Annotated in this window: 16 protein-coding genes, 1 tRNA gene and 1 pseudogene; 4 read left to right on the top strand and 14 right to left on the bottom strand. The window is 34.8% G+C overall.

What is annotated here, in order from left to right; all coding sequences use genetic code 11:
- From ABIQ27_RS10120 to ABIQ27_RS10100, 5 genes and pseudogenes are all read right to left on the bottom strand, one after another.
- Positions 1-207, bottom strand: a pseudogene (locus ABIQ27_RS10120) (OmpH family outer membrane protein); the annotation flags it as partial.
- Positions 208-443: 236 nt separating this feature from the next.
- The gene (locus tag ABIQ27_RS10115; RefSeq protein WP_348033770.1) at positions 444-1,289 is read right to left on the bottom strand and encodes a class I SAM-dependent methyltransferase; all 846 of its coding nucleotides are present in this window, start codon (positions 1,287-1,289) and stop codon (positions 444-446) included.
- Positions 1,290-1,343: 54 nt separating this feature from the next.
- A complete protein-coding gene (gene mnmG / locus ABIQ27_RS10110) occupies positions 1,344-3,215 on the bottom strand; it encodes a tRNA uridine-5-carboxymethylaminomethyl(34) synthesis enzyme MnmG (RefSeq protein WP_348033769.1) in 1,872 nt (623 codons plus the stop codon).
- A gap of 1 nt (position 3,216) precedes the next feature.
- Positions 3,217-3,639: an rRNA maturation RNase YbeY gene (gene ybeY, locus ABIQ27_RS10105; RefSeq protein ID WP_348033768.1), complete on the bottom strand. Its 423-nt coding sequence runs from the start codon at positions 3,637-3,639 to the stop codon at positions 3,217-3,219.
- Positions 3,632-7,021 (bottom strand): hypothetical protein, encoded by a 3,390-nt coding sequence (locus tag ABIQ27_RS10100; RefSeq protein ID WP_348033767.1) that lies wholly within the window; start codon positions 7,019-7,021, stop codon positions 3,632-3,634. Before ABIQ27_RS10100 ends, ybeY begins: the two co-directional genes overlap by 8 nt.
- Positions 7,022-7,206: 185 nt before the next feature.
- On the opposite strand from ABIQ27_RS10100, the gene gltX reads away from it, so the two are divergent.
- A complete protein-coding gene (gene gltX / locus ABIQ27_RS10095) occupies positions 7,207-8,712 on the top strand; it encodes a glutamate--tRNA ligase (protein WP_348033765.1) in 1,506 nt (501 codons plus the stop codon).
- Between the two features lie 33 nt (positions 8,713-8,745).
- On the opposite strand, the gene ABIQ27_RS10090 is transcribed toward gltX, so the two are convergent.
- Positions 8,746-9,369, bottom strand: coding sequence for an outer membrane beta-barrel protein (locus tag ABIQ27_RS10090; RefSeq protein WP_348033764.1), 624 nt, complete (start codon positions 9,367-9,369; stop codon positions 8,746-8,748).
- Positions 9,370-9,448: 79 nt separating this feature from the next.
- Between ABIQ27_RS10090 and ABIQ27_RS10085 the strand changes: the two genes are divergently transcribed.
- On the top strand, positions 9,449-10,444 hold the full coding sequence (locus tag ABIQ27_RS10085) for an SPFH domain-containing protein (protein WP_348033763.1): 996 nt from the start codon (positions 9,449-9,451) through the stop codon (positions 10,442-10,444).
- A 30-nt stretch (positions 10,445-10,474) separates the two neighbouring features.
- Here the strand turns inward: ABIQ27_RS10085 and ABIQ27_RS10080 are convergent, their stop codons facing one another.
- From ABIQ27_RS10080 to ABIQ27_RS10065, 4 genes are all read right to left on the bottom strand, one after another.
- Positions 10,475-10,729, bottom strand: coding sequence for a DUF6327 family protein (locus tag ABIQ27_RS10080; RefSeq protein ID WP_348033762.1), 255 nt, complete (start codon positions 10,727-10,729; stop codon positions 10,475-10,477).
- Positions 10,730-10,731: 2 nt separating this feature from the next.
- On the bottom strand, positions 10,732-11,085 hold the full coding sequence (locus tag ABIQ27_RS10075; protein ID WP_348033760.1) for a competence protein: 354 nt from the start codon (positions 11,083-11,085) through the stop codon (positions 10,732-10,734).
- Positions 11,085-11,414 carry a YtxH domain-containing protein gene (locus ABIQ27_RS10070; RefSeq protein WP_348033759.1) on the bottom strand — a complete coding sequence of 110 codons (330 nt, stop codon included), beginning with the start codon at positions 11,412-11,414 and terminating at the stop codon, positions 11,085-11,087. The genes ABIQ27_RS10075 and ABIQ27_RS10070 overlap by 1 nt, the downstream gene beginning before the upstream one ends.
- A 279-nt stretch (positions 11,415-11,693) precedes the next feature.
- A complete protein-coding gene (locus ABIQ27_RS10065; RefSeq protein WP_348033758.1) occupies positions 11,694-13,379 on the bottom strand; it encodes a glutamine--tRNA ligase/YqeY domain fusion protein in 1,686 nt (561 codons plus the stop codon).
- A 148-nt stretch (positions 13,380-13,527) separates the two neighbouring features.
- Here ABIQ27_RS10065 and folB point away from each other — a divergent pair, with 148 nt between their 5' ends.
- Both folB and ABIQ27_RS10055 read left to right on the top strand, forming a co-directional pair.
- On the top strand, positions 13,528-13,887 hold the full coding sequence (folB, locus tag ABIQ27_RS10060; protein ID WP_348033771.1) for a dihydroneopterin aldolase: 360 nt from the start codon (positions 13,528-13,530) through the stop codon (positions 13,885-13,887).
- A 111-nt stretch (positions 13,888-13,998) separates the two neighbouring features.
- Positions 13,999-14,069: transfer RNA gene (locus ABIQ27_RS10055), tRNA-Cys, on the top strand.
- Positions 14,070-14,315: 246 nt separating this feature from the next.
- On the opposite strand, the gene ABIQ27_RS10050 is transcribed toward ABIQ27_RS10055, so the two are convergent.
- The 4 genes from ABIQ27_RS10050 to rnr all read right to left on the bottom strand — a co-directional run.
- Complete coding sequence (locus tag ABIQ27_RS10050; protein ID WP_348033756.1) at positions 14,316-14,873, bottom strand: hypothetical protein; 558 nt, start codon at positions 14,871-14,873, stop codon at positions 14,316-14,318.
- 110 nt (positions 14,874-14,983) lie between these two features.
- Positions 14,984-15,679, bottom strand: a complete 696-nt coding sequence (locus tag ABIQ27_RS10045; protein ID WP_348033755.1) for a LysE family transporter — start codon at positions 15,677-15,679, stop codon at positions 14,984-14,986.
- A 51-nt stretch (positions 15,680-15,730) separates the two neighbouring features.
- Positions 15,731-16,402, bottom strand: coding sequence for a head GIN domain-containing protein (locus ABIQ27_RS10040; RefSeq protein WP_348033754.1), 672 nt, complete (start codon positions 16,400-16,402; stop codon positions 15,731-15,733).
- Between the two features lie 5 nt (positions 16,403-16,407).
- Positions 16,408-18,566 (bottom strand): ribonuclease R (gene rnr, locus ABIQ27_RS10035; protein ID WP_348033753.1); only part of this gene is annotated, 2,159 nt, incomplete at its 5' end.

Here is an 18,566-nt window from a genome sequence, read left to right as displayed (position 1 = left end):
TTTGAATCTCGCTACTTCAGCTTCCAACTGGTTACCCATTACTTTAGATCTGTCTTTATATTTTGCCTCGATGTCTTTAGCTTCTGTAGATTCTTCCATTAATTTTGAAGTATCAATATAGGCTGTTTTAAATTCTTTAGTTTCTGCTGCTTTATTACAGGAAATAACTGCAATTGCGAACACAAATAGGATAACTGTTTTTCTCATTATGATTTGATAATTTTAATTTCGGTTTCAAAAGTATAAAAATAAAATTCAATAATCTAAAGTTGAATTTGTGTGTTTTAGGAGTTATAAGCTTTAGTTATTGTAAAATTCATTGTTATAATGTCTAGCTATTGATTTTGAATTCAAATAAAGCGCTTTAAAGCCATATTTTGTTTCAAATAACTTATCGCATATTCTTTGTTTGTTTTATTAAACAGCGCGCTTTAAATAAGCTTTTACTTGTTTTTTATGATGTAAATGTGTGAAGAATACTCTTTGGTTTGATTTCCGCTATTATTCGATTTCAATCCGACAAAAAAAGCTTTAACGAAATTCATTTTTCCCGTTTTATATTTTTCAGATAATAAACTCACATAAAAACTGTCAAATTTCATTGGAAGAACATCAACCAATTTCATTTCTTTTTCTGCAAACAATTTTTGAATGGCTGTTGTTGAAAAATGCCAGATATGTCTCGGAACGTCAAAAGCTGCCCAAAATCTTCCGTAATATTCAGCGTCAAACGATTTGAAATTTGGTACCGCAATGAGAATTGTTCCTGTTGGCTTTACTAATCTTTTCAGTTCCAATATATATTCATCAAGATTTGGAACGTGTTCTAAAACGTGCCACATGGTTATTACATCAAAAGAATGACTTTCTAAATCGGAAAGATTGTTTGCGAAATTTACGCCTTTATTTGTAGCAATTGTTTTTGCTTTTGCGTTTGGTTCGATTCCGGTTGTATCCCATCCATCGTTTTTTGCCACAACCAAAAAGTCTCCGGTTCCTGCTCCAATGTCTAAAAGTTTTCCTTTCTGTGATTGTGCGTTGATTAATTTTACTTTGTTTTTAAGCGCAATATTTTTAATCAAATGATACATTTTTTCAAATAAAGAACGCTTACCATCAGTATGCGAAATATAATCTTCACTTTCATAATAGCTTGGTAATTTCTCTAAACTTGGTTTAGGAAAAGTGATTAACAAATCATATTCCGGATTGTGATGCAATTCGAAAATCTCTTTTGAAACGGAATAGTCTTTAACTTTTTTAAAAAAAATATTGTTCTGAAAACTCATATAAATGCTATGTTGGTAGGGCTTGCGAAACTTAGTTTCACGTGGAACAGATTTCTATCGTCCCATATAAATTAATAAAACTGAAATGTCAGCAGGAGAAACTCCGCTGATTCTTGATGCTTGTGAAATGGTTATCGGACGAATATTGGTCAGTTTTTGTTTGGCTTCAATCGACATTGATTTGATCTTATGAAAATCGAAATTCTCCGGAATTTTAATATCTTCTAAACGGATAAGTTTCTCTGCATTGTTTCTTTCCTTTTCGATATAACCCGAATATTTAACTTGGATTTCTGCTTGTTCAATTATCTCTTTATCTAAATCGTTTTGGGCAACATACTCTTTTACCTTTTCAAATTTTAAGAAATCCTCCAGTTCAATTTGCGGACGTGAAAACACTTTAAACATTTTGTCCGATTGTGTCATCGGAGAGCTTTCCTTTTCAATCAAAATTGGATTTGCTTCTTCTTGCGTTACACTTGTTTCCTTGAAAAAATTCACCATTTTTTCGCTTTCATTAAACTTATGCTCCATTCTGCGCAATCTCTTTTCAGATGCTAAACCAATATCATGTGACTTAGGAGTCAATCTAAAATCGGCATTGTCCTGACGCAACAACGTTCTGTATTCCGCTCGCGAAGTAAACATTCTGTATGGCTCTTCCGTTCCTTTTGTAATTAAATCATCAATTAGAACTCCGATATAAGCTTCGTCACGACGCAAAATCATTGGTTCTTGTTCTTTTACTCTCAACGCCGCATTAATTCCAGCCATCATTCCTTGTGAAGCTGCTTCTTCGTAACCTGTTGTTCCGTTTATTTGTCCAGCAAAGTATAATCCTTCTACTAATTTAGTTTCAAGCGTATGTTTTAATTGTGTAGGCGGAAAATAATCATATTCGATAGCATATCCAGGACGGAAAAATTTAACTTTCTCAAATCCTTCTACGGATCGCAATGCTTTAAATTGAATGTCTTCGGGCAATGAAGTCGAAAAGCCATTTACATAAACCTCAACTGTATTCCAGCCTTCGGGCTCTACGAATAATTGATGCCTTTCTTTATCAGCAAATCGATTAATTTTATCTTCGATAGAAGGACAATATCTTGGTCCGATGCTTTTAATTCTTCCGTTAAACATTGGCGAACGATCAAAACCTTCACGTAAAATATTATGCACTTCATTTGAAGTATAAGTCATGTGACACAGCATTTGATGAGCCAAAGGTTTTGTTTCATCCGAATAGGAGAATTTATCAGGAATGTCGTCACCTGGTTCTTCTCTCATTTTAGAATAATCTAAAGAACGGCCATCAACTCTCGGTGGCGTTCCGGTTTTCATTCTTCCTGCTTCGAAACCAACTTTGACCAAATCATCTGTAATTCCAAAAGCCGCGCTTTCGCCTGCTCTTCCTCCTCCGAATTGTTTCTCGCCAATATGGATTAATCCATTAAGGAAAGTTCCATTGGTAAGCACGACAGTTTTGGCTTTGATTTCAATTCCAAGTGAAGTTACAATTCCTTCTATTTTATTATTCTTAATCAAAAGTCCTTTGACCATTTCCTGATAAAAGTCAAGATTGGGTGTTCGTTCCAATCGCAATCTCCACTCCTCCGCGAAACGCATTCTGTCCGACTGTACTCTTGGAGACCACATTGCGGGACCTTTTGACTTATTCAGCATTTTAAACTGCACGGCTGTATTATCAGAAACAATTCCTGAATAACCTCCGAGCGCATCAATCTCACGAACGATTTGTCCTTTTGCAATCCCGCCCATCGCAGGATTACATGACATTTGCGCAATGTTTTGCAGACTCATTGTAACCAATAATGTACTACAGCCCAAATTGGCTGACGCCGCTGCGGCTTCACAACCTGCATGACCCGCTCCTACTATTATTACATCGTATTTTTCTAAAAACATTTTAGTTGTGTTTCACGTGGAACATCTTCATTTTTTCTTCCTCTTTTTGACGCATAAGTTTTTCGTCTTCCTCGCTTTTGTCTTTGTATCCACAGTAGTGCAAAACTCCGTGAACTAATACTCGTTTTAATTCCTCCTCAAAATCAACATTGAAATCAACTGCATTTTCTCGAACTCTTTCAACGGAAATAAAAACATCTCCGTGTAATTCATTTCCCACAGAATAATCAAAGCTGATAATGTCTGTTAATGTGTCGTGGTCTAGATATTGCTGGTTAATTTCAATCAAATAGTCATCGTCGCAGAAGACATAATTAATATCGCCTTCGCTCTTCATTTCAGAGCTAATGACTTTTGAAAGCCAGTCTGAATAAATAGATTCGTTTTCTAGTTTGAAATCTAACTCGTAATTAAAACTAATCATTGGTTTTGAAATATTCTTGAACCCTTTGGTTAAAATTGGAGCGCAAAGGTAAGCTTTGTCTATTTAAAATTTCAATACTATTCAAATATTCTTGAAGCTTGCTTGGTAGTGCAGTAGCCTGATTGTTAAATTCTTTCTTGTTTGTTTCCGATTGACGCTTCTTGTCTTCGCCTTGTTGCTGGACTGCTTTTTCTAATTTCAACAACTCATATTTGACATTTAAAATCTTTTGAAGCGTTTCATTATTAAAACCTTTGTTTAACAATTGTTTTTCTATTTGCTTCATCTGATCCAAAGCATTTTGACCGTTACCGCCAACACCTTGCTTCTTTAATTCCTTTTCCAATGCTTCACGCAGCTGTTGTTGTTCTTTATAAATTTCCATTATAGCCTTGGCATCTCCTTCACCATCTTGACCATTTTCACCATCTTTCCCATCTTTTCCATTTCCTTGGCCTTCTCCCTGACCTTTACCACCTTTGCCTCCTTTTTGTCCCTGCCCGGGTTTTTGCCCTTCTTGACCTTGTCCCTCTCCTTCCCCTTGTTTTCCTTCCGGGCCATCACCAGGTTTGTCGCCTTTCTTCATTCCCTTTTTCATCTTTTCACCCAAACCATCCTGTTTTTTAATAATGTCAGGCAATTGCATTCCCTGACCTTGGCCTGGTTTTGGTTTTCCTTTTCCTGAACCTGGAGCGGACATTTGCATCTGCATTCCGTTCAAAATATCGCTTAACAAATCGGCAAGCTTGTTGGAAGATGAAACCGCATACTGTTGATGGGAATTACCTTTTGGAACATTGGCTTCCGCTAAAGTCTCAATTGCTCTGTCAACGTTGTATTGAACGTTTCCTATTTCTTTAGTGATACCTTCAGCTATTTTTGGATTACGTAAAGACATCGCAAACAAGCTGTCATCAACATGCTTGAACTGTTGCTTTAAATCTTGTTGGATTTTCAGGTTCTTATTAAACGATGGAGCCCCGCGTTTTAAATTCTTAAACTGTTTCATTACATCTTCCTGTGAAAACGAATAGGCTAAAAGATTGTCCAAAATCTGACGTAACATCTCAAGATCTTCCTGCATTTGCTCCATTTCACCAGATTCCATTTGCTCTTGCATTTGTTGTCCCATTTGCTTCATTTTTTTGGAAGCACTTTTTTGTTTTGGTTTGGCTTTGTCTTTTTGCTGTTTCTGTAATTGGTCTTTCGCATCCTTTAAATCTTCGTCTATGCTTTTTTCTTTGTCTTCAGATTTAGGTAAATCCATCGGAGCTTTTAGTTCTTTATTGTCATTTTCTAAATCTTTTAATTCCTCCTGAATCTTATCGAATTCCTTATTAATTTCGTCTTGCTTCTCCGCATTATTCTCATCTGTTTTATCCGCAAGCTTATCTTGCTTTTCAGCGAGCTTATTTATTTTGTCAGCTATTTGTTGCGCCTTTTTCTCTACATAATAACGCTTAGTCAATTCCACCAATTGCTCTAAACTCTTAGTTTGATTTTTACTTGCTTGTTGGAATTTCTCCATTTTTTCAAACAACTCTTCTTTACTGATTTTGTCATTCAGCTTCTGAAGTTCTTCTAATAGTTTTTTATTCTTTTCGATTTCTTCTTTAGACTTTTCTAATCTGTCCTGAAGCAAATCTTTTTTCTCGTCTTTTTTCTCCGATTTGAACTGCTCTAAATTTTCCTTCATCTTCTCTGAAAACTCTTTCATCATTTCGTCCTGTTGCTTTTGACGCTGAATAAAATCGTTTACTTTCTGTTGATCTTTATATTCTAAATTGTCTTTTTCTTTACCCATTTTTTGCAATTTATCCAACTCCGAAAGCTGCTTGTCTTGCGCTTTCAGGGATTTCGCCATTGAATTAATGTTTTCATTTTGCTGTTGCATCATTTCATCTTGCTTCTCAGTTTCAGTAGCTATTCTATTGCTGAAAACTGAAGATTTAGTGCTTTTGTAACTATGAATCGCATCGTTGTCAAAAATCTCAAAATAATATTCATACGAAACTCCTTCTTCTACCGCAAGGTTGCTCGGGAATGAAAACACAAACTGGTCATAAATATCTCTCTTAACTGCGATAACAGCTTTTTTAGCAACATTCGGTGTGTCTTTAGGATAATACACAATTTGGAGTTTAGACAAGCCATAATCGTCAGAAACCTGCCCTAAAACAAAGTTCTTATTAACCTTCAAGCTATCCGGTGCATTGTTGACATTTATGGTTGGATACTGATCTTTGATAACAGATATCTGATAATTCAGCTTTTCGTAATTCTGAACCCTATTGTTTGAAGTTAGGATTTGATAATCTATGTTCTGAAGAATGCTTTTTGACAACAAAAAAATATTGTCTTGTTTGGCAAAAGTGTAATGCGCATTTTCATTTACCCAATCCACTTTTTGTGTAGCCAATGTATTCATTCTCCAGGTAACCTGCGTTCCTTCCGGAATTATAGCATTTCCTGTTCCTTTTATAACTTCAGATTTTTTATTCAGATAATTTGGAAAGTTCAGCACCATTTCAAAATTGGCAATCGATGGAACTGTAACCACTTTCAATTCATAATCATGCGAAGAAACATCGTTGGCTTCAATATGAAACTCTATATCTTCAGAAGGCTTAGGAATAATAAATTCAAATTCTCCCGACTTATTGCTTTCCATAAAATAGCTTTCCTCGCCAATGAAAATCACCGCGTTTTCGGGAACAACTTTACCAACAGTTCTGACTTTTAAAAGGAAATCTCTATTCTGTTCAGTTTGCAAGTTTTTATTCAAAACCTCAAATTCAAATGGTGCCGGCGGCAAAAACTGTTGCTTAAAATGAACCACACGATTCAGGCTTTGTGAAATCAGATTGCTGTTTCCCGAAATATAAAAGAAAGCAAAAAACAAAATCGGGATTATAGCCAAAGGCAAGTATTTCTTATTGCCTCCGAGATTAATTGCGTTGCCAAAAGGAATTGGCTGCAGTGCATTTGCTTTCTGATCAATTGATGCTAATAACAATTCCGACTTGTTTTTGTCCAGAGAAAGCTGCAAAAAGTTGGTCAGCTTGTCGCCTACTTCACTAAAATGATTCCCAATAATGGTTGAAGCTTCTTTATAATCAATTCCTTTTTGAAGTTTGAATAACTTGAATAACGGAAAACATATAAATCGGAACAACAGAAAAAGCTCAACAATAATGAACATGCCAAACAAAACGGTTCTCGCCATTGGTTTAAGCCAAAGAAAATATTCTACGAACAAGGTGAAAATAAAATACAGCAATCCAATTCCGACGAAGAAGATAAATCCGCGCAGCAATTCGTTTGTGTAAAACTTCCTGATAAAGTCTTCTAACTTTTGATAAATAACCTTTGAATTCTCCAATTTTGCAATTTCTTTTTATAACCGATAAATGTACAATTTTTAGGGAATATCAAAGCGTTAAAAATTCCTTAAACAAATTTGCCACGAATGCACGAATAATTTTCGGAATATTTAGTAGAATGAAAACAAAAAATATTCGTGCATTCGTGGCTTTATAAACTTTATCTTTGTCGAAAATTTACGAAATGTCAAAAGCTGTTAGAGTACGTTTTGCCCCAAGTCCAACCGGACCGTTGCACATTGGAGGTGTTAGAACTGCATTATTCAATTACTTATTTGCAAAAAAAAATAACGGCGTTTTCTATTTGAGAATAGAGGATACCGACCAAAATCGTTTCGTTCCCGGAGCCGAGCAATACATTTTTGAAGCTTTGGAATGGTTAGGAATCGCCCCAAGTGAAACCGTTGGAAAGAACGAAAAATTTGGGCCGTACCGTCAATCGGAAAGAAAAGAATTGTACAAACAATACGCTGACCAACTGATAAATTCAGGCTGGGCATATTATGCTTTTGATACTGCTGAAGCTTTAGATGTCCACAGAAAACAACATGAAGAGCAAGGAAAAACATTCATTTACAATTGGCATAATCGTGAAAAGCTGGATACTTCTTTAGTAATTTCAAAAGAAGAAACCGAAAAAAGAATAGCTGCAGGCGAAGCTTACGTTGTTCGTTTTAAAACTCCTGTAAATGAGACGTTGCATCTACATGACATCATTCGTGGCGATATTAGTTTTGAAACCAATTTGTTAGATGATAAAGTTTTATTCAAATCTGACGGAATGCCAACCTATCATTTAGCGAATATTGTCGATGATCATTTAATGGAAACTTCACATGTAATTCGTGGTGAAGAATGGTTGCCATCGATGCCGTTGCACAGTTTATTATACAAAGCATTTGGTTGGGAAGCACCAGAGTTTGCGCATTTACCATTGATTTTAAAACCAATCGGAAATGGAAAGTTATCAAAACGCGATGGCGATAAGTTAGGTTTTCCTGTATTTCCATTAGAATGGAAAAGTGAAGAAGGAGTTTCTTCAGGTTATAGAGAAAATGGATTTTTCCCAGAAGCTGTAATTAACTTTTTAGCTTTATTAGGCTGGAATGACGGAACAGATCAAGAGTTATTTTCATTAGCGGAATTAGTAGAAAAATTTGACTTGAACAGAGTTCACAAAGCCGGAGCCAAATTTGATCCAGATAAAAATAAATGGTTCAATCATCAATATTTACAAAAGCAAAGCGATGAAAGTATGGCAAAAAGCTTTGCTCCATTTCTTTATGAAAAGAATATTGATGTTGATTATACTTCTCTAGTGAAGATAGTATCCCTGATAAAAGAGCGTGCTAATTTTGTTTCTGAATTCTGGGAAATGAGTAGCTTCTTTTTTGAAGCGCCAACATCTTATGATGAAAAAGCGGCAAAAAACTGGAATGCTGATACACCGCGTTTAATGCAGGAATTAATTTCTGTGCTAGAAAACATAAGTGATTTTACTTCTGCAAATATCGAAACAGTTGTCAAAAACTGGATGACGCAAAACGAAATTGGAATGGGTAAAGTAATGCAGCCTTTCCGTTTGAGCTTGGTTGGTGCTTTAAAAGGTCCGCATCTTTTTGACATCGTGGAATTGATTGGAAAAGAAGAAACCATCAAGCGATTGGAAAAAGCAATCGAAAGTTTATAAAAAGAAAAGCCCCGAATCTTTGGGGCTTTTTTATTAGAAGTAGAAAACCACATTCCCATTAATTATGGAAGCGTGACCAGTGAAATCGCCATCAACTTTTCCAAACATATTCATAACGCCATACAGATAGGAAATATTCAGTCGAACATTCCTAACTCCGGCTGTTATACCTATAAGTGGATAAACACCGACGTTTCCCATTTTTGTGAAATCTTTAGCAGTCACGGCTGTTCCTTTTACTATATTGGTTTCATCGGCTTTGTTAATCTGAGCATCGCCATTTATCTGTACCACAGGGCCAAACTCAACACTTAAATGATTTTCAATAAATTTATAACTCAACTGAAAAGTGACATTGGCACAAGGCAATTTGTAATTTACATCTATATCACTGGAAACACCTTTTTTAGTTACAACTTTATAATTGTATTCACTAAACTGCAAACCATAAATAGCATCCCAATCGTTATAGAAATTTCCTCGCATGGAAAGCCCAACATTCCAACCATTTCCTGGCTTTGCATCAAAATCCGAAGTGTTTACGCTAAATTGATTTAATCCTAAAGTAATTCCAATCATATTGGAATCTCTGTAACCATATTGTGCAAATCCAATAGCTGTTGTAAACAACAAAAGGATTGAAATCTTTTTAATCATGAATTCGTAACTTTTAATTTGTAACAAACATACATTTTTTCCGTACAACAACTTTACTAACATTTAAATTTAAACAGTCATGCCAATCTTTTTCTTTGTTTTTTTATTCTTAGGTATTATCATTCTCTTTTCCTCTTTCTTTACGGTTAAACAACAAACAGCTGTTGTTCTTGAGCGTTTCGGAAAGTTTTTGAACGTCAGGAACTCTGGTCTTCAGCTCAAACTTCCAATTATTGACCGAATTGCCGGTCGTGTGAATCTTAGAATTCAGCAATTGGACGTGATTATCGAAACGCAAACCAAAGACAATGTGTTTGTAAAAATGAAAGTTTCCGTACAATTTAAAGTAATTCCTGAACACGTTTATGAAGCGTTCTATAAATTAGAGTATCCACACGATCAAATTACAGCTTATGTATTTGACGTGGTTCGTGCTGAAGTTCCGAAGTTAATTTTGGATGACGTTTTTCTTAGAAAAGACGATGTTGCCATTGCTGTAAAACGTGAGTTGAACGAAGCAATGACAACTTATGGTTATGACATTATCAATACTTTGGTTACCGATATCGATCCGGATATCCAGGTGAAAAATGCGATGAACCGTATCAATGCTGCCGAAAGAGAAAAAACAGCTGCCATGTTCGAATCAGATGCACAACGAATCAGAATCGTTGCTAAAGCAAAAGCAGAAGCAGAAAGTAAAAAATTACAAGGACAAGGTATTGCTGACCAACGTAGAGAAATTGCTAAAGGTTTGGTTGAAAGTGTTGATGTTTTAAACAAAGTTGGAATCAATTCGCAGGAAGCTTCAGCTTTGATTGTAATTACGCAACATTATGATACGCTTCAGGCTATTGGTGCTGATACTAATTCAAACTTGATTTTGTTACCCAATTCACCACAAGCGGCGAGCGATATGTTGAACAATATGGTAACCAGTTTTACGGCTTCTAGTATTATGGGTGAACAAATGAAAAATCAACCGAAAAGAGTTAAGAAATCGGGAAATCATTCTTCGTTAGATTACAATCCATCTGATACATCGCATCCGGATGAACCGAAACCAACAAAATAATTTTATCACAATGGAATAAAAAAAAGAGGCTTAATTGCCTCTTTTTCTGTTTATGTACCAATTGACCGCATATGGAACTGCAATCTTTAATATGGTTCCAATTGGACCAGTTGTTGCTTTTTGCAATACCTCGCCAACAAACGAAACTGATTTGGAAGGCATAAAACTTTCCTTGGTTTTATCAATGCCTAACATTATTTTTTGATAATGGATTTCGCGTTCCACTCTCAGAATTTCTAAATCGTGTTCGATTTCGGCGTAAGACGAATATTGTTTTGCTTTCATGATTAATCGTCGTTAAAAAATATTTCTGAGAATTTCTGCAAAATTGGCCCTTCAACGATTTTGTCTTTTATTAAAAATAAGAGGAAGACCAATATCAAATAAATTCCGGCCACTGTTAAAAATCCCAACACATAACTGTCTAATGATTTACCAATTGCTAAAGCTCCGGCAACCGAAATGAAAAGCAGCACAATCATTAAGCAAATTGCAATCAAGGCAAACTTGAGAATTAAAGTAGTTGATTTCATCGCCACTTTAAAACCCCAAAGTTTGTAGTATCCAATGCTGCTTTCTATATACGCTTTGGCATTTTCCTGAATATCTTCAACATTGTCTTTTAGTTCTTCTAATGCCATTATTTCTGCAATTTGGCGTTTTGTTTTTTAAGCTCGGCTAATTTCTCTTCTAAAAAGGTAATCGCTTCTTCAGCTTTATAACTTGAATCCGAAAGAAAGCTTTCCACTTTGACTTTTAAGTCATCCTTGGCATTTGAAATTTTCTCTTTGGTTTCATCATCCAAAAAATCTATTTTAGATTTTGCCTGATCTTTTAAATCATCAAATCCATTTTTTATTTTTTCTCTCGTTACCGAACCTTTTTCCGGAGCAAATAAAATTCCGAGTCCAACTCCGATTGCGGCACCGACTAAAAGTGCCAATGTGCCATTTCCATTTTTATCTGACATAACTTTAAAAATTTTAAGAAGTGAATTTACAAAAAAACAGTTAGACGACATGTTAAAATGAGTTTAAACAGTCGAAATGCATTTTAAGACGACATAATGAAAGTTATCAGGCATAAAGGTAATTTGACTTGGGAAAAATTTAAAAATACCATAAAATCAATTTATGAAAGCCCGTTTTAATTGCTAAAAATTATATGAATTGCAATTGTAATAAATTTTATAAATAATAAAAAAGCTCACTAAAAAGTGAGCTTTCCATTTGTAAAATCTATATTGAAATTATTCTTTACTTTCCACTTTTGCCCAGGTATCTCTTAAGCCAACTGTTTTATTAAAAACCAATTTTTCGGAAGAAGAATCTTTATCAACACAATAATATCCTAAACGTTGAAATTGGAATCGCTCTCCATTTTTGGCTGTTGCCAGACTTGGTTCTAAATATCCCGTAATTACTTCAAGCGAATTTGGATTGATATATTCTTTGAAATCAACCTCTTTATCGCCATCAGGATTTTCGTGAGTAAAAAGTCGGTCATAAATACGAACTTCAGCTTCAATCGCATGATTGATAGAAACCCAGTGAATCGTTCCTTTTACTTTTCTTTGAGAAGCTTCTGTTCCGCTTCCGCTGCGTGAATCTTCGTCATAAGTACAATGAATTTCAGTGATATTTCCGTCAGCATCTTTTACAACACCTTCACCTTTAATAATATAAGCATTCTTCAAACGAACTTCAGTTCCCAGCGTCAAACGGAAAAATTTCTTGTTCGCTTCTTCCTGAAAATCTTCTCTTTCGATATACAATTCTCTTGAAAAAGGCACTTTTCTAAACCCTAAGCTCTCATCTTCCTGACTATTTTCAGCATCAAGAATTTCTTCTTTTCCTTCAGGATAATTGGTAATAACCAACTTCACCGGATTCAAAACCGCCATGACTCTTGGTGCTGTTTTATTCAAATCTTCACGAACGCAGAATTCCAATAGCGAAACATCAATCAAATTGGTACGTTTTGCAATTCCGATTGTGTTAGCAAAATTCCTGATTGCCATTGGTGGATAACCACGACGGCGCATTCCTGAAATAGTGCTCATTCTTGGATCATCCCATGAAGTAACATGTTTTTCTTCAACTAATTGCAACAATTTTCTTTTTGAAACAACTGTATGAGATAGATTTCTACGTGCAAATTCTCTTTGCTTCGGACGTGTTTTAGTATCATCATAAACCTGGTCTAAAAACCAATCATATAATTCTCTGTGTGGTAAAAATTCAAGTGTACAAAATGAATGTGAAATTTGTTCCAAATAATCGCTTTCGCCATGCGCCCAGTCATACATTGGATAAATACACCAATCGTTTCCGGTTCTGTGATGATGTGCGTGCAGAATTCGGTACATAATTGGGTCACGCATCAACATATTGTTGGCGCCCATGCTTATTTTGGCACGAAGAATATGTGTTCCGTTTGGAAACTCACCGTTTTTCATTCGTGTTAGTAAATCTAAATTTTCTTCAACTGAACGGTTTCTAAAAGGAGAATCTGTTCCTTTGGTAGTTGGCGTTCCTTTTTGGATTGCCATGTCTTCCGAAGACTGACTGTCAACATACGCTTTTCCTTTCTTGATAAATTCAACCGCCCAATCGTATAATTGCTGGAAATAATCAGAAGCGTAACATTCGTTACTCCATTTATAGCCCAGCCATTCAATATCTTTTTTGATAGCATCTACATATTCCTGCTCTTCTTTAGCCGGATTCGTATCATCAAAACGCAGGTTAACCGGCGCCTGATAATCAAGTCCCAAACCAAAGTTTAAACAAATAGCACTGGCATGACCAACGTGTAAATAACCGTTAGGCTCAGGCGGAAAACGAAAACGCAATTTGTCCTGCGACAAACCATTTTTCAAATCTTCTTCTATAATTTGTTCAATGAAATTAAGCGACTTCTCTTCTGTTGACATATTCAAATTTTTGAGCGACAAAGTTACCAAAATTGTTGGTTATTTGGTTATTCGTCGATTTGGTTATTTGGTTTTTTGGAAGATAAAAAGCAAATATTTAGTACTTTTATCGAATAAACAAATTACCAAATCCTCAAATAACCTTTTTATGGGAACCATAAAACTTCAAAATATCAGAACTTTTTCTTTTCACGGCTGCCTCGATGAAGAAGCCAAAATTGGTTCGGATTACCGTGTAGATTTAGAAATCAAAACCGATTTACGTAAATCGGCTATTTCAGATGAGCTTAAAGATACGGTTGATTATGTGCTTTTAAACAAAATTGTAGAAGAAGAAATGGCTATTCGTTCGAAGTTATTAGAGCATGTTGCCCATCGAATTCTAAACAGAATCTTCAAAGAAATCCCGGCAGTTTCCCGAATTCTTTTAGCAGTATCTAAACTCAATCCTCCTATTGGTGGTGATGTTGAAGCGGTTACCATTGAAATGGAGGAATATCGTAGTTAAGTACGATTTACGAAGTTTGAAGTGCGAAAGAGTTATTTTAAAAACTTTGCTGCTCAGAAACTTTGAAACTTTGCAACTTTAAAAAAAAAGTATATATTTGCCGCTATAACTGGCATCGTGGCCGAGCGGCTAGGCACCGGTCTGCAAAACCGTCTACTCCGGTTCGAATCCGGACGATGCCTCAGAAATTAGAACCTCTCCATGTGAGAGGTTTTTTTATTGAAAATTTTTAAGGAAAATTGATTAAAGATATATGCAAAACCGTCTACTCGGTTCTCCCGAAGCTTCGGGACGTAAGATGCCTCAGAAACCTTCAAAGAAATTTGGAGGTTTTTTTATTAATGATTTTTTTAAGAAAAATTGATTAAAGTTTTGTTCGAATCTGGACAGTAGTTCTGAAAAAGTTCAAGGAAATTAGAGTTTGATAATTATAAAATTTGAATAATCATTGGTTGAATTCCACATATTGGACCAGATTTTATTTTTATTGACTTTGTTCTTATATCAAATATTGTAATTTCATCACCTTTAGACGCATTTTTATTTATTTTTTCAAAAGTCTTATTATCAATTTTATTTCCCTCAATAACCATAGCGGGCATACCGGGAATTTTAAAACTAAATTGAGTGACTTCAATAAAATCCTCAATATTCTTATCACTAACTCTTACATCAACAACGCCATCTTTTAAAGCGCTTTTCTGAAGCTTTATTATTCCACCTTCCATTTTATTGAAAGTTGATATAATTGAACCTGTGTTTTTAAAATTAAAAACGTGTTTCTCTGAGACTTTTTTATTGTTTCTTAAAACAATATCAATAGTTATTGTCGTTTCTAATCCTGCTCCAGGATTGAGATTGTAAATGTTATTGTCTTTTTTAGTGATTCCGTTACCGGATGCTTCGAATGATTTGGAGTTAGGAACATCAATAAAAAATTCATTTAAAAGTCCTCTAAAAACTAATTTTTTGTTTTTTGGAACCACTAAATCATTATCTGTATGACGGACAACCTAAAGCGTATCATTCTGGCCATAAAATGAAAGTGAAAAAAGGAACGAAAAGAACAACAGTAATCTTTTCATGATAGGTGGTTTTATTTCTCGTGTTCCAACTTTTCAAAAGCTTTTTTTACAATTTTCTGGTCGTTTGGAAACCATGCCTGAGATAGCAAAACCACGCCGCATACAATCAAAACCACACTGATAAACTTCTTGATTAATAGGATGTTTTTTTGATTCAGCTTACTTCTTAATTGCTTTGCTAACAGTATTTTAAAAATGTCTGTTATGAAATAAGTAACTATTAAAGTAGAGAAAAAAGTCAGCATTCTGGATGTTTTTAATTCCAGTTGCGGACCAATGGTTATCAATATGGCTAACCAAAAACCAAGTACGCCAATATTAATAAAATTTAGAAAAAAGCCTTTGATAAACAAAGAAAGATAATTTGTTTTAGCCAATTCTTTTGGATCAATTTCATCTATCTTACTTTTTCTGGCTTCCTTTCTGTTATTTACAAAAGAGATAATACCATAAGTAAGCATTACTAAACCTCCAAAAATGAACAACGCCGGATCGTCTTTAATACTCTGGATTAATCGGTAACTACTAAAAAAAGCTATGGTAATAAAAACAATATCGGCTAAAACAACTCCTAAATCAAAAACAATTGCGGCTCTAAAGCCTTTGACAACACTCGTTTCAAGTAATACGAAGAAAACTGGTCCAATCATAAAACTTAAAAAGAAACCAAGCGGAATGGCAGATAAAATATCTTGAAGTAAAATCATTGTTAAATTTTTGACACTGCAATTTAGAATTTAAAATTCGAAAATTGAAAATTATTTCTTTTTTGCCTCGCAGATTGTACCACCAACAACAATATCTTTATTTATTTGTTTTGGCTCACCGTGGATTGTAATGTTGCCACCAGCTCTGACTTTAGCATCAACTATGTCAGTCGCAAAAATATGAGCTTCACCACCAGCAGTGACATTAATTGATGTTTGATTTGTTTCTAATCCCGGAGCTAAATACCTTCCGCCCGAATTTACAACAGCATCTTGTGTGAGAGCATTTCCCTGCAGGTCGACAATAGACCCGTTTTTCACTTTCACATTCAATTTTTGTACATCAAGAATGAGTTTTATTTCTGAGCCTTCTTTGGCAATAATATCAAAAGATGTTGCACTGATTTTGTCGCCACAAGCAATTCTGGAACCTTCATTAGCTTCAACTGCGGTTAGATTGTTGAAGTAAACCGTAACGGAAATATTATCACCATCCAGTAATTTTGTCAATGGCATTCTGATTTTTAATTCTCCATTTTTATTGACTAACTCAACTTCATCAGCTTGTTTTCCATCAATCTGTACCTTATTTTCTTCACTTGAAACAAGGAAAACATCAATGCGGTCAAATGAAGTTACTTTGCTAAAATCACCCACATTTTTTGTTTCCTGAGCCAAAGCAATTGTACTTACTAACAATAAACTAAAAACTAACTTTTTCATACTTATTAATTTCTTCTAATAAAATTGAAATCCAATTGTTTCTTAACCAAATCAGCTGTTTTTACTTTTACATAAACCTCGTCACCAAGTTGTAAAATACTCTGTGTTGCCTGACCAACCAAGGCATATTGCTTTTCATCAAACGTATAATAATCTTCTTTTATTTCACGGATACGAACCATTCCTTCGCATTTATTTTCGATTATTTCTACATAAATTCCCCATTCGGTAACGCCTGAAATAACACCAAGAAACTCCTGATCTTTGTGATCCTGCATGTATTTTACCTGCATATATTTCACCGAATCTCTTTCTGCTTGTGCTGCCAAACCTTCCATATCACTGGAATGAGCGCATTTTTCTTCGTAAGTATCAGCATCAACAGATTTTCCTCCATCTAAATAATATTGCAATAATCGGTGTGCCATCACATCAGGATAACGACGGATTGGCGAAGTAAAATGGCTGTAATAATCAAATGCTAAACCATAATGCCCAATATTTTCAGTAGAATATTTTGCTTTACTCATACTTCGAATCGTCAATGTATCTACTAAATTCTGTTCTTTTTTTCCGTTGACATCATTCAATAATTGATTCAATGATTTTGAAATATCCTGTTTTGATTTCATATTTATTGAATAACCAAACTTAGAAATCACTGTTTGCAGGTTGATTAATTTATCTTCGTTTGGTTCGTCGTGAATTCTGTAAATAAACGTTTTCTTTTGTTTACCAATGAATTCTGCTACTTTTCTATTGGCTAACAACATGAATTCTTCAATCAGATGATTTGCATCTTTAGATACTTTAAAGAACACACCAACCGGTTCTGATTCAACATTCAAATTAAATTTTACTTCAACTTTATCAAACGAAATAGCACCATCAGCCATTCTTTTTCTACGAAGAATTTTAGCCAACTCATCTTGTTTTAAAGTTGCTGCCACAATTTCTGCAGGAACTTTATATGCTGCACCCGTTAACGATATTTCTGCCGGAATGATATCTGATTTTGTCTCGATAATACTTTGTGCTTCTTCATAAGAAAAACGTTGGTCGGAATAAATAATCGTTCTTCCAAACCAGGAATCTAAAACTTCAGCTTTAGCATTCAGTTGAAATATAGCCGAGAATGTATATTTTTCTTCGTGCGGACGAAGCGAACAAGCAAAATTTGACAAAACTTCAGGAAGCATTGGTACAACTCTGTCAACTAAATAAACTGAAGTTGCTCTTTTATAAGCTTCATCATCCAATATTGTTCCTTCTTGTAAATAATGCGAAACATCAGCAATATGGACACCAATTTCATAATTTCCATTTTCTAAAACCTGGAAAGACAACGCATCATCAAAATCTTTTGCATCTTTTGGATCAATCGTAAACGTCAGTACTTTCCGCATATCACGACGCTTTTCAATTTCCTTATCGGTTATGGAAGTATCAATTTTATTTGCATAAGCTTCTACTTCAATTGGAAAATCATAAGGCAAGCCATATTCTGCTAAAATTGCATGGATTTCAGTATTGTGTTCACCAGGTTTTCCTAGCACTTTTATCACAGAACCAAATGGAGAATCTGCTTTTGCTGGCCAATCTTCCAGTTTTACTAAAACAACATCGCCATGTTCAGCATCTTCCAATTTATTTTTTGGAATAAAAATATCAGTATACATTTTCGCATTTGCCGTAGTTACAAATCCAAAATTCTTTTGAATATCGACTACACCAACGAATTCGGTTTTGTGTCTTTCAATAATTTCAATGACTTCCGCTTCTGGTTTTCTGGAGCTTCTACGATTATAAACATAGGCTTTTACTTTATCTCCATCCAAAGCATGATTCAGATTTATAAACGGAATAAAGACATCATTCTCTAAATCGTCGCAAACAAAATATCCTGATTTTCTCGAAGTCATGTCAACAACACCTTCATAGTATTGCTGGCTGGAAGCTTTGACTAAATACGTCCCAGGTTCTGACTCAATAATCAGTTTTTGAGCGGCAAGTATTTTTAAATCTTTGATTATTTCGTTCCTGCTTTTAGTATCATCTAATTCTAAAATAGCAGCTATCTGTTTGTAGTTAAAAGGTTTATTCGCGTTTTTTGATAATATTTTAAATATCTTTTCGGAGAAAGTCTTTTCATTTTTCCCGAACT

The organism is Flavobacterium sp., from assembly GCF_039916025.1.
Classification (GTDB): domain Bacteria; phylum Bacteroidota; class Bacteroidia; order Flavobacteriales; family Flavobacteriaceae; genus Flavobacterium.
This window is presented reverse-complemented; position numbering and strand designations above follow the sequence as displayed.

Coding starts and splice junctions, on each gene's coding strand:
- ABIQ27_RS10075 (WP_348033760.1), bottom strand. CDS start 11,085: ATGGCATTAGAAGAACTAAAAGACAATGTTGAAGATATTCAGGAAAAT.
- ABIQ27_RS10085 (WP_348033763.1), top strand. CDS start 9,449: ATGCCAATCTTTTTCTTTGTTTTTTTATTCTTAGGTATTATCATTCTC.
- ybeY (WP_348033768.1), bottom strand. CDS start 3,639: ATGATTAGTTTTAATTACGAGTTAGATTTCAAACTAGAAAACGAATCT.
- ABIQ27_RS10065 (WP_348033758.1), bottom strand. CDS start 13,379: ATGTCAACAGAAGAGAAGTCGCTTAATTTCATTGAACAAATTATAGAA.
- ABIQ27_RS10040 (WP_348033754.1), bottom strand. CDS start 16,402: ATGAAAAAGTTAGTTTTTAGTTTATTGTTAGTAAGTACAATTGCTTTG.
- ABIQ27_RS10045 (WP_348033755.1), bottom strand. CDS start 15,679: ATGATTTTACTTCAAGATATTTTATCTGCCATTCCGCTTGGTTTCTTT.
- ABIQ27_RS10070 (WP_348033759.1), bottom strand. CDS start 11,414: ATGTCAGATAAAAATGGAAATGGCACATTGGCACTTTTAGTCGGTGCC.
- folB (WP_348033771.1), top strand. CDS start 13,528: ATGGGAACCATAAAACTTCAAAATATCAGAACTTTTTCTTTTCACGGC.
- mnmG (WP_348033769.1), bottom strand. CDS start 3,215: ATGTTTTTAGAAAAATACGATGTAATAATAGTAGGAGCGGGTCATGCA.
- gltX (WP_348033765.1), top strand. CDS start 7,207: ATGTCAAAAGCTGTTAGAGTACGTTTTGCCCCAAGTCCAACCGGACCG.
- ABIQ27_RS10115 (WP_348033770.1), bottom strand. CDS start 1,289: ATGAGTTTTCAGAACAATATTTTTTTTAAAAAAGTTAAAGACTATTCC.
- ABIQ27_RS10090 (WP_348033764.1), bottom strand. CDS start 9,369: ATGATTAAAAAGATTTCAATCCTTTTGTTGTTTACAACAGCTATTGGA.
- ABIQ27_RS10080 (WP_348033762.1), bottom strand. CDS start 10,729: ATGAAAGCAAAACAATATTCGTCTTACGCCGAAATCGAACACGATTTA.